The sequence below is a fragment of the Sedimentitalea sp. XS_ASV28 genome, assembly GCF_041224545.1.
Classification (GTDB): domain Bacteria; phylum Pseudomonadota; class Alphaproteobacteria; order Rhodobacterales; family Rhodobacteraceae; genus Sedimentitalea.
Genome location: NZ_JBGFGP010000094.1, coordinates 1 through 10,796, shown reverse-complemented (window position 1 = coordinate 10,796; position 10,796 = coordinate 1). Strand labels below are relative to the sequence as shown.

The 10,796-nt window shown below is 61.8% G+C and carries 10 protein-coding genes and 3 pseudogenes; 4 read left to right on the top strand and 9 right to left on the bottom strand.

Translation table 11 applies throughout. The annotated features are described in order from the left end of the window. Positions 1-88: 88 nt before the first annotated feature. Both AB9K34_RS05585 and AB9K34_RS05580 read right to left on the bottom strand, forming a co-directional pair. Positions 89-259, bottom strand: a complete 171-nt coding sequence (locus AB9K34_RS05585) for a hypothetical protein (RefSeq protein WP_369953443.1) — start codon at positions 257-259, stop codon at positions 89-91. A 198-nt stretch (positions 260-457) separates the two neighbouring features. Continuing rightward, positions 458-766, bottom strand: coding sequence for a transposase (locus tag AB9K34_RS05580; RefSeq protein WP_369953442.1), 309 nt, complete (start codon positions 764-766; stop codon positions 458-460). 281 nt (positions 767-1,047) lie between these two features. On the opposite strand from AB9K34_RS05580, the gene AB9K34_RS05575 reads away from it, so the two are divergent. Next, a complete protein-coding gene (locus AB9K34_RS05575; protein ID WP_369953441.1) occupies positions 1,048-1,980 on the top strand; it encodes a LysR family transcriptional regulator in 933 nt (310 codons plus the stop codon). 174 nt (positions 1,981-2,154) lie between these two features. Here the strand turns inward: AB9K34_RS05575 and AB9K34_RS05570 are convergent, their stop codons facing one another. The 5 genes from AB9K34_RS05570 to AB9K34_RS05550 all read right to left on the bottom strand — a co-directional run bounded on the left by AB9K34_RS05570 (position 2,155) and on the right by AB9K34_RS05550 (position 7,442). After that, positions 2,155-2,412, bottom strand: coding sequence for a hypothetical protein (locus tag AB9K34_RS05570; RefSeq protein ID WP_369953440.1), 258 nt, complete (start codon positions 2,410-2,412; stop codon positions 2,155-2,157). 390 nt (positions 2,413-2,802) lie between these two features. Then, positions 2,803-3,573, bottom strand: a complete 771-nt coding sequence (locus tag AB9K34_RS05565; RefSeq protein ID WP_369953439.1) for a Mu-like prophage major head subunit gpT family protein — start codon at positions 3,571-3,573, stop codon at positions 2,803-2,805. Between the two features lie 83 nt (positions 3,574-3,656). Beyond that, complete coding sequence (secD, locus tag AB9K34_RS05560; protein ID WP_369953438.1) at positions 3,657-6,119, bottom strand: protein translocase subunit SecD; 2,463 nt, start codon at positions 6,117-6,119, stop codon at positions 3,657-3,659. 46 nt (positions 6,120-6,165) lie between these two features. After that, positions 6,166-6,501, bottom strand: a complete 336-nt coding sequence (locus AB9K34_RS05555) for a hypothetical protein (protein ID WP_369953437.1) — start codon at positions 6,499-6,501, stop codon at positions 6,166-6,168. A gap of 20 nt (positions 6,502-6,521) precedes the next feature. Beyond that, positions 6,522-7,442: a calcium/sodium antiporter gene (locus AB9K34_RS05550; RefSeq protein ID WP_369953436.1), complete on the bottom strand. Its 921-nt coding sequence runs from the start codon at positions 7,440-7,442 to the stop codon at positions 6,522-6,524. Between the two features lie 374 nt (positions 7,443-7,816). On the opposite strand from AB9K34_RS05550, the gene AB9K34_RS05545 reads away from it, so the two are divergent. The 3 genes and pseudogenes from AB9K34_RS05545 to AB9K34_RS05535 all read left to right on the top strand — a co-directional run. Continuing rightward, complete coding sequence (locus tag AB9K34_RS05545) at positions 7,817-8,107, top strand: DUF6635 family protein (protein ID WP_369953444.1); 291 nt, start codon at positions 7,817-7,819, stop codon at positions 8,105-8,107. After that, a complete protein-coding gene (locus AB9K34_RS05540; RefSeq protein WP_369953435.1) occupies positions 8,073-8,690 on the top strand; it encodes a DUF6635 family protein in 618 nt (205 codons plus the stop codon). The genes AB9K34_RS05545 and AB9K34_RS05540 overlap by 35 nt, the downstream gene beginning before the upstream one ends. After that, positions 8,657-8,983, top strand: a pseudogene (locus tag AB9K34_RS05535) (CNNM domain-containing protein); the annotation flags it as partial. The gene AB9K34_RS05540 and the pseudogene AB9K34_RS05535, both read left to right, overlap by 34 nt. On the opposite strand, the pseudogene AB9K34_RS05530 reads toward AB9K34_RS05535, so the two are convergent. Then, positions 8,921-10,267 (bottom strand): annotated as a pseudogene (locus AB9K34_RS05530) (host specificity protein); the annotation flags it as partial. The pseudogenes AB9K34_RS05535 and AB9K34_RS05530 overlap by 63 nt on opposite strands. Before the next feature lie 9 nt (positions 10,268-10,276). After that, positions 10,277-10,663, bottom strand: a pseudogene (locus AB9K34_RS05525) (NlpC/P60 family protein); the annotation flags it as partial. Positions 10,664-10,796 lie beyond the last annotated feature (133 nt).

The window sequence follows — 10,796 nt, the reverse complement described above, 5'->3', positions numbered from 1 at the left end:
CCCGACGCGTAAATCTCGACGCCCAGTGATTTGAGAAACGAATTTGTAGCGCACATTGCGAAACGCACTCCCCATCATGAGATGGAAGTCATCTCGCATCCGAACCCATCATCAGCAACGTGGGGTCGAGACGACGCTTACCGAGCACCGATTGATCCGACCGCAACTGAAGGCCCGGATCGCGATGACCGAGCGCCACCTCAAGGCGCTGAACGCGGAAATTCAGCAGCTTCTTCGCAGTGAGCCTGCGCTCAAACATCGCTTTGACATCCTGACATCCATTCCAGGCTTTGGCCCAGTCTCGGCCGTGACCATGATCGCCAAACGGGACGGGTTAGGCGAAGTGGGGCCGCTCAGTTCTCAGCCCTCGTCGGAGTTGCGCCGATGAACTGCGATACAGGCACGATGCGTGGCCAACGCCGTATTCGTGTGACTTAGGCTCCAGACTCGTTCTTTTTCATAGCCAGAACAGAACAGTTGCGGCGAGAGCGATGGCGGAGAAGAAGGTTTCCGGGCATCGGTCGTATCGGGTGGCAAAGCGCCGCCAGTCTTTGAGCCTGCCGAACATGATCTCGATGCGGTTATAGAGGGTTTGCGCAGGACCATATCCCTTCGGTGCATCGCACCATAGCAAGCCATTGCGGTTGATTAAGATTATTCCGCTCAGAACGCGCCGATCATCAACACGAGGTTTGCCGTGGCTTCGCGGAAAGAACGGTCTCAGGCGCGCCATCTGCGCGTCAGTCAGCCAGAAAAGGTTGCTCATGGATCAAGTCTCCTTGCAGAACCTGAATCATGCCAAAAGCCTGAAATCAATGGGTCTGGAGCCTAGCGCCGAGATGCGCGAGCCACCCGCGGAGACCAGAAAATCCTTCAGGCTTTTTACTGGTATTTTGGGTGAACTGCGGTCCTTCGTTCTTAACTTGAGCCACAATATGCTTCCAATTTCGTTTCAATGTCAACCTCGACTACAGAATAACAGCTATTAATAATAGATGATGCCATCTATCAAACAACGCGATCTCAAACTTGGCAGGACGTACAGAAATGGAACTAAGGCAAATCAAGTATTTCGTCGCTCTATTCGAAGAAGGATCGGTAACGCGCGCTGCGCGCAGAACCCATGTGGTTCAACCTGCGATCAGCATGCAGCTGTCCAAGCTGGAAGATGAACTCGGCCATCGTCTTTTTGACAGGACATCGCAAGGCATGGTCCCAACTGCAGCAGGGCGTCAGGCGTATGCGCGTCTGATGCCACTCCTGCGTGAATACACCTCGGCGCGTGAAGAGCTTATCGGTTTTGGCGGCCGCGTCGCGGGTCAAATTTCTGTCGGTGTAATCGGATCGCTCCGAACCTATGGGCTGTCGGAATGTTTGGAGAGCTTTTGTAACAAATATCCGGACGTATCCATTACCGTGACGGGCGGATACACTGTTGATTTTCTGGAAATGCTCGACATCGGGAAAATTGATGTCGCGGTGATCAATCAGGCCAATGGGCGGCCAAACCTAGGTGCGCTCCACATCTTACAAGAGGACCTTGCTCTTGTTGCGTCGCCGGAAAACAGCTTTCGCTCCGACGGTGCCGTGGCATTGGCTGACATCGCGAAGTTGAAAATTGTGCTCCCTACGATCCGGCACGGCATCCGCACCGTGATCGATGATGCTGCCAATCGCATTGGTATCAAACTTGAGCCGAAGATAGAACTTGATGAAATGAAACTGATAGAGGATTTCGTTAGAAAAACGGACTATCTGGCCATCATGCCACCAATCTCCATTCAACGCGCGCTAAAAACCGGCCAGCTACGGCAATTCCCTATAGAGCCTCGAATAAGGAGGGAAATCATGTGTGTTCACAATCGCAAACGAAAGCTATCTGAACCAGCGCGGCTATTCATCGCAGAATTCAAGGAAAGGATAGATACTATAACCCGCATTCCCCAAGTAACTGGCCGATTTTACCCTGCTGATGACTAGTAATGTGTTATATTTCTGACAGTTAACTGGACTGAAGGCGGCGGGTCATGGATCACCCAGATAGTGCAGACGAAGCGGGTGATGTTTGGTGGTAATGTCACAAACTCTGTCTCAAGGTGAGCTGGCGGGTTTAGCATGACACAATTTGTCTGACGTCAGCGCCGATGGGACAATTTAGGGAAATTTGATAAGAGAGGGTTTCTGGCAAATCGTAATCACCATGATCGTGCCCCGCTTTGTGGCCGTTGCTCCGATTTCCTGCGACCTGTAACCCCTGATTGACCGCTTATAGTTCCGGCGAAAATTATCAGAGCCGTATTCACCGTGGATTTCAGACGAAAACCCCTTCTGGCGAAAGCGGTAACGGCGTTTTTGATGGCGATCAAAATACGCGGTCACGCCGGGAAACTCGCGCTTGATCCGGCGCGCCATCAGAGATCACCCCAAGTATCATCCTCATCCTGCATGGGCAGTGCCGCCGCGCAAACGTACAGTTCACTCGCCGGCCACAGGCGGCGAGAGTCGACGCACCGCAGCCTTGGCATGGCACCGGACAAAACCAGCTCAGAGAATTTGCCGGGCGACAGGTTCAGCATCGCAGCGGCGGCGGACTTGCTTACGCAGATCGCGGGCGCGTTTGATGGAATTACAGAGTTTGCCATAGTCATACCCAATAGAATTGCCCGGTAAGGCAAGGAAGAACCTCACCGGGCTTTGTGGAATGCTTGGCCTCAGGCTCCAAGCATCCCGAAGCGTGCGACAGGAGGAAAGTTGAAAAAAACCTGCCGCACGATCTCAGTGGCGATATGCCGAACCGTCAGCTTATGCCGAAGGGCTCAGATACCAGCCGCGATGTCCCGTGAAACCCGCGCCGAAATCCATGCGGACCTTGTATTCGATGCCATCAACCTCAAAGCCCTCGCGCGTGAAGAGCTGAGGCCCGGTGGCACCGTCAAGGTAAGCGTGCTGTAAGCTGTCAGGCGCACCCGGGGCGGCGCAGAGATACCACGCGGTAGGGCTGGCAAGGCGAGGCTCAACAAGCAACCGCAGCTTGCCCGCGAAGGGATTTGCGTTGGCAACCTCACTTGCTGCGATCTCAGTCAAGACCTGTTCAGCGAGCGTTTCCAGCTCAGGCGGAACCACAAGGAAGGCGGGCACCACATTGATTGCCTCACCTGCCAAGCCGGTTTGGCGGCGCATGGCAACCCGCGCGATACCCAAGCTTGCGACAGACAGCGTCATAGATGCAGAGGCAAGGTTTCCGTGTGCTGCGTGGAAAAGCGTTCTGCCATCCGCGAGATGAGGGCCAAGCCCGGCATTTTCTTCCAGCAATCCGGCGAACAGTTTCGCCTCAGTGCTGGCGGCACGTTGACCAAGAAGGGGGAACATATTCGAGAACACATCGAGATCGTCATTGATGATAGCCTGACGTGTGATGCCGAAGATTTTGCCATACGTCTTGACTGCAAAGGTTTCCGCACCTTCCTCAATGGTTCCGGCGGTAAATTCGCCTTGCTCATTGACTTCCTCAAGATCAGGACCCGCCGACACCTTGACAGAGTGTAAATCAGGGCCCTTCGTTTGCGTGAGCATGATCTGTCTCGTGCGATGAAAATGTCTGAACGCCGCCAGGCGAATTGCGCCAGGAGCTTTGCTTCTCCCGGCGCGTGCTTCGCCTAGCCTGCTTGCTCTAATGTGGGTCCGCTCCTCTCAGCCGGGCTGCGTGTGGCGAGCCATGCCAGCACCGGCCCCGAGACGAACAGCGATGATCCCGTCGCGATCACAACCCCCGCGATCATCGGCCAGGCAAACCCGGCGACGGCCTGTCCACCCCAGATCGCCATCGGCAGCAGCGCCGCCAGCGTCGTGCCGGAGGTGAAAATGCAGCGCGCCAGAACCTGGTTGAGGCTGCGGTCGATCACATCCGACAGCGGCTCGTCGGCACCACCCCGCAGATGTTCTCGGATCCGGTCATAGACCACCACCTTGTCGTTCACCGAATAGCCAATCAGCGTCAGCAGGGCGACGATGGTGGTCAGGTTCACCTCCCACCCGGTCACCGCGATGACACCGACGGTCTTGGTGATGTCGAGGAAGAGCACCGCAATGGCCCCGGCAGCGAAGTGCCACTCGAACCGCACCCAGATGTAGGCCAGCATCCCCAGCACCGCGAGCGACAGGGCAATGAGCCCGGTTGTGGCAAGCTCGCCGCTGATGGTCGGGCCGACGAGGTCGATCTGGTTGAAAACCGCGCCTGGAACGGCCTGCGCGGCGGCCGCTTCCACCGCAGCGACCGTGGCTTGCCCGGCCTCGCCCTGCACGCGGATCAGCGCCTCGTTCGGATCGCCGAAGGCCTGCAGGCTAGCATCCCCCGGCACGCCCGTCGCAATCGCCGCGCGCAGCTCTGCCAGCGGTACCGGCGCGTCGGACCGCAACACCATCTGCACTCCGCCGGTGAAGTCGATGCCGAGGTTCGGCCCAGGCCACACCAGCGCGCCCACCGCTCCCAGAGAAAGCAGTGCTGACAAGGCCAGCGCGAGCCGCCCGCGCCTCATGAACGAGAAGGCGCCAGGCGCGGGTACCCCGCCGATCAATGGGGCGATGACAAGCCGCGCGGGTTTGCGGCGACGCACCAGCGCCTCCATCATCATCCGCATCAGCACTACGGCGGTGAACATAGAGATCAGGATGCCGAGGCTCATGGTGATGGCGAAGCCGCGGACAGCGCCCGCGCCGAACATGAACAGAAGCACCATCGCCAGCAGCGTGGTGATGTTGGCATCGAGGATCGTGGACCAGGCCCGCGCATAGCCCTGTGTCAGCGCCTTGATGGCGCTGGCGCCTTTCGCCGTCTCCTCGCGGATGCGGCTGAAGATCAGGATGTTGCTGTCCACAGCGATCCCCAGGCACAGGATGATGCCCGCGATCCCCGGCAAGGTCAGCGTGGCGCCCAGTAGCCCGAGCGCCGTCAGCGTCAGCATGACATTCAGCCCGAGAACCCCGCTGGCCAGCAGGCCCCAGCCGCCGTAAAGCCCCACCATCGTCGCCACGACCAGCGCCAAGCCCACGGCACCGGTAATGAGCCCGGCCTTGATGGAATCTGCACCGAGAGCGGCGCCGACGCTACGCTCCTCTATGATATCCAGCGAGGCGGGCAGTGCGCCCGATGTCAGCAGCACTGCCAGCGTTTGAGCCTCCTCGACCGTGAAATCGCCGGTGATCTGGCCTTGACCACCAGGAATGGCGGCCTGGATCACCGGCGCAGTCAGCACTGCGCCATCGAGGACAACGGCAAAACGCTGGCCGATGTTGGCCCCGGTGATATTGCCAAAGACGACTGCCCCCTGCCGGTCGAAGGCAAAGGTGACCATCGGACGGCCGGTATCTGGGTCGAAAGCAGAGGCTGCCCGGTCTAGCCGGTCGCCCGACAGCACCACGCGATCCTCGACTGGTATCGCGCCGGAGCCGTCTCGCATCTCCAGCATCGACACGCCAGGCCCGGGACCGGGTGCGACCATCTGGAAGCTCATCTTCGCGGTCGAACCCAGCAGTTCACGGAGCTGGGCCGGGTTCTCCACCCCGGGCATCTGCACGAGGATACGGTCCTTGCCGACCCGGCTGATGACGGGTTCCGAGACACCAACCTGGTCGACGCGGTGGCGGATCACCTCGAGGCTGCTGTCGGCGGCACTGGAGGCGGCGCGGTCCAAACCGGCCTCGGTCAACTCAAGCCGCAGGTTGCCGCCGGACAGGTCCACGGTGAAGTCGGAGGGACTGCCCGGCTCTGCTGTTGCGGCGGCGACTTCTCGCATGGTCGCCAGCAAGGCGTTGTCCGAGGGAGTCGACAGGCTCAGACCCTCGGTGCGGATCGCGCCCGGGTTCAGGTTCCGGGCGCGCATTTCGGCTGCAAGGGTTTCGCGCAATTCCTGCAGGCGCGACTCGGCGAGATCATCGCGGTCCACGGCGAGCAGCAGATGCGCGCCGCCCTGAAGGTCCAGACCCAACGAGACGGTATGGCTGGTCGCCCAGTCCGGCAGCGTGCTTCGGACGGTCGAGGGGAGAAAATTCGGGAGGGCCGTCGCAACTGCCAGAAGCAGCAGGACGACATAGGTCATCACGACCCATGCTGGTCGGCGCATGTTCAGTATCCATTCTTGCCTGAGAGTTCAGTCTGACGAAGACGCGTCAGACCGCAGGCGGCCCTCGGACCGGGGGCAGGATACGGTTTGCGATGGTCAGGAGAGATTGGTGCGGCGCAGGCGATATGGTCGCAGCTTTGCAAGTTGCCCAAGCCGGCACGGCAGCGCCCGGTACGACCGCGTCTGGCGACGTATCGTCGGGCAGCTGCGCGCGCAGCAGGTGCCGCTGCGTAAGGGGGATGCCAAGGGCCTGCTCGATCTGGCTCTGGGCAGCTAGCTCGGCATTCGCCGCCGTGCCATCCGCATGGGCCTGCGGCAGACCGAACAGCACAAGCGCCAGCACAACGAGAAGCCGCGACAGGATCGCTCCAGGCCTTCTCACATCGTGTGTCGGCGCGTTTGTCATCCCTGGGCGGCCCAGACGTAGGCGACATAGCCCGCCAGCATCGCCACACCGATCCCGCGCCCGATCACCGGGCGGGTCAGCAGCAGTGCGGTCAGGACCAGCGAGACGGCGATCATGAGGGGCAGATCGAAGGTCAGGAACCGCGAGGCCACCGGGATCGGCGCGATCAGCGCGGTCATACCCAGAATGCCCAACACGTTAAAGATGTTCGAGCCCACGATGTTACCAATGGCGATCTCGGACTGGCGGCGGAAGGCGGCGATCAGCGACGTCGCCAGTTCCGGCAGCGACGTGCCGACGGCGACGATGGTAAGCCCGATGAACGCTTCCGAGATGCCATAGCCGCGCGCGATGTTGACCGCGCCGTTCACCAGGAACCGGGCGCCCACCATCAGGGCGACCAGTCCGCCGATGACCCACAGCGCCGACACGAGCGCCGAGGCCGGAGCGGGCACGCCAACGTCCTCGATCTCCATAGCACCGGGCTGGCGGTAGACCCAAACCAGGTAGGCCACCAGTCCGGTAACCAGCAACAAGCCTGCGGCCCGCCCCATCTGCGCCATGGCGAAGATAGGCACGAGCACCAGCGCCGCTGCCATCATCACCGCAGTGTCGCGCCGCAGCGTCGCCCCCATAACCTTGATCGGCCAGACCAGCGCCGACAAGCCGATGATCAGCAGGATGTTCGCGATGTTGGAGCCAACGATATTGCCAAGCGAGATATCGGGCACCCCGCGCCATGCGGCATCGACCGAGACCAGCAACTCGGGCGTTGAGGTGCCGAAGCCGACAACCGTGAGGCCGATCAGCAGCGGCGGGATCGCCATGCGCCGGGCGATGCCGACGCTGCCGCGCACCAGCGCCTCGCCACCGAAGAACAACCCCACCAATCCGGCAATAAGATAGAGATAGTCCACGGCAACTGGCCCTCGCAGGCAGTTGATCCGCCTTACGCGCAGAACTGTGTATCAAAGGGGTCGGCTACAAGATGCCGTAGAAATTAAAGCTGGTTGCGAAGTCGGCCGGTAGAAAAGAATCCTCGCTGAAGCTCTTGCAGTCGCGCTATCTCGATACGAGATTTCCAGATTGGTACCAAAGCGCGAATGCCCGACGTTTGATTGGCAAAACGCATCCCGCGTGAATGGCTTACAGAAAGGAGATGGTGGGTCACCGCCATGGGCTCATCATCGAAGGGCGCACTGACCGCCGAGGGAAGCGGCAGTCCGCTCCTCCTTGAGTACTTCGACAGCCGCCGGTCGATGGTCGACAGCTTCGTGGCACGGCACTTCACCTGGCCCGGAACGCCTGGCTTAATGGCGCGGCCCTCGGATGGGACATCCTCCGGGCGCCTGTCAACGTCTCCTCGTCGCCGGTCCTCGTGCTGACCCGCTCCGCCGCATATCTTTGCCGCCGCATCGGCTGGAGAGAAACGGCAGACTGGCTGTCCCGTCGGCGGGTCGAGATGCTCGTCGTGACCGATCTTCTGGACCTGGCCCGCGACCCGTCCGCCCTGGCGCGCCGTCCTCGCGGCACCGCAGTTTCGCGAGATGATCCGCCGGCGCGCCAGCGCCGCAGAGGCTGAAGCCCTTGGCCAGCGGATCGCAGGCGCTCTTGGCGAATATGCAGGCGCGCGTTCCGCAGTCGCGGAGATGACCACGACGCTGTGCGTCCTTGTCATCTGTGCTATCGCCTTTCAGACGCTGACACCGGGCATGATCTCGATGGCGCCGGGCGTCGCGGATGCCATGGCCCGCACCAACGCGATCGCGACCTTCCCGCCGGGCCAGACGCTCGGCGGCGTGTGGTACGGCGTGTTCGATGTGAATGCTTCCGCATGGTTGGTGGGAACCGCGGTAGCGGGGCTGGTCATGATCGGCTCCGTTTTCGCCGCTTTTGCGGGCGCCTTCTGGATACGCTGGAGGAGGAGTTCTGCAGGCGCGGCGACAAACCCTTCGTTGCGCGCGAGCACTTCTTTGCCCACCTACTGGATCTTTAGGGCGCTCTCGCGAGTGCAGTCCGCATCTTCAGGAACTGACCCAAAGCACCACACAGGACCCGTGGCCAGCATACGCTCAACAGTATGCACCATCATCAGGATCAATGGCCGAACGTTCGACAAGAGTTGGATAAAATGCACCTTGAGATTGCGATCGTCATTCTGCTGACGCTGATCAACGGCCTTCTGGCTATTTCCGAACTCGCCATCGTCTCCGGCCGGCACGCGCGGCTGAAGATGGTGGCCGACAAGGGCAACAAGGGGGCCGCCACAGCCATCCGGCTGGCCGAGGATCCCGGCCGCTTCCTGTCCAGCGTGCAGATCCGCATGACGCTGGTCGGCATTCTCGCGGGCGCATTCTCCCGCGCGACGCTGGGCGCGCGCTTGGCGGCAACCGCCGCCTCGTGCACCCGAAGGGCCGGTCCAGGAGACGGTCTCGCACGAAATCGCGAAGTCGGGGGGGGGCTGGCGGTGCCGAAGAAGGCTGCGACCTGGCTCGACGCCGTGGCCGTCTTGTCCACGCTCCCGGCATAGCCTGCCGCAGTTGAACAGGTGATCCGACCGCGTCAGGGAAATGTGGGCTGATCGACCTCGGCGGAATTGTCGGAATACGGGTTCGGTAGGCTGTTGCCCGGCGGGACGTCCATCAGGATGAAGGGATAGAAGGTCACGCGCAGCCCGCGCGCCTTCATCTCCTGTATCGCCTGCACCACCGCGAAATCGGACGGCGTGCCGCCATAGACCGGACGATCCTGATCGTCGCGGCTGACGAGGAACGCATTCGCGCGGCTGACGCCATTCACCGACCAGCTGGCGGGCGTGGTCGACTTGGCCGAGACCTCGACGCCGGGCCGCGCCTTGCAGGATCCTGCGCTCAGGTCGTCGCCGAACCAGGCGACGACGAGGCTGACGCTTTCGACGGCCGGTGCCATGGCCTGCAGGCGGTCGAGCGCCACGACCATGTCGGAGGTGTCGGGCAGAGCGTTCAGGTTCTCGGCCTGCTTCGTGCCGCCGGAGGATTTGCGGATGGCTTGGGTGGCATATGTGAACTCGCCCGAGGCCGGGATCAGGGTCACGGCCCGGGTCAGCCGCTCGGCAGTGTCGGGATCGGCAAGCGGCCGGAACACCTCGAAGGAGAGCTGCGGCAGGCGATTGCCGTAGCTCGAGAGCGGCAGTTCCTCGAAAACGACATAGGCCGTGCCACGATAGGCAGGCGTGTTGGCAGCGCCCATCTTGGCCGAAATGAACGGATCGGCCGCCTGCGCCTCGTCCCCCGGATACCAACGCCAGGTGACGCCGGAGAGGTCCATCGGCTTGCCGTCCGCCCAGACGCGCCCGATGCCGGTGATCGGGCCTTCACACAAAGCGACGGCGAACGACGCATAGTACTGGTATTCGGTGGTTTTGACCTTGCCGCCCCCCGCCGCCCTTGCCACCGCCTTGCGTGGTGGTCTTCGTCTCCTCGCGGAAATCGGTGGCCCAGATGATGTTGCCGCCGATCCGCATGCGGCCGTAAAGCCGCGGGATCACCGCCCCCTCGGTGGAGGACGTGATGCGCAAACTGTCGAGCCGCGCCCCTTCGATCCGCTGCGTCGGTGCGATCGAGGACACGATCCAGCTGTCCACGACCGAGCCGATGGTGGAGCCGATGAACCCACCGATGGTCGCCGCGCTGACGCCGAGGATCGCGCCACCGATCGAGCCGCCGATGGCGGCACCTGCGGCGCCGAGAATGAGGGTGGCCATGTCGGGGTCTCAGCGTTGCGGGAAAAGAAAGGCGAAGGCGATGCGCCGCCGCCAGGGTTGGGTAAGCGGTTCCTCGATCACGCCGAGCCGCTCGTGGGCATGGAGAAAGGTGTCGGGGCCGGTCTGGATCCCGACGTGCTTGGCGATGGCGCGCGGCATCATCCTAAAGAGGATCAGCGCGCCGGGAGTGGCATCGGCCGGGGCGATCTCCGGCATCATGCGGCGCGCGCCCTCTGCCAATACCTCGTACGGGCAGGTCTCACCCCAGTCCCGGCTGTAGGGCGGGATCGGGAAAGGCTCGGGGCCGACAACCTCGCGCCAGACGCCCCGCGCAAGCCCGAGGCAATCGCAGCCGACGCCCTTGAGGCTCGCCTGGTCGTGATACGGCGTGCCTAGGCCGTGTTGACAAAAGGTGTTAACAGGGCGGGCTGAACGTGATTCAAACTGGTATCTGCAATGGAGACCAGCTTGGCACGAGACCTGATGTCGGACGAAGAGTGGGCGTTTCATGAACGCTTCATCCTGGCCG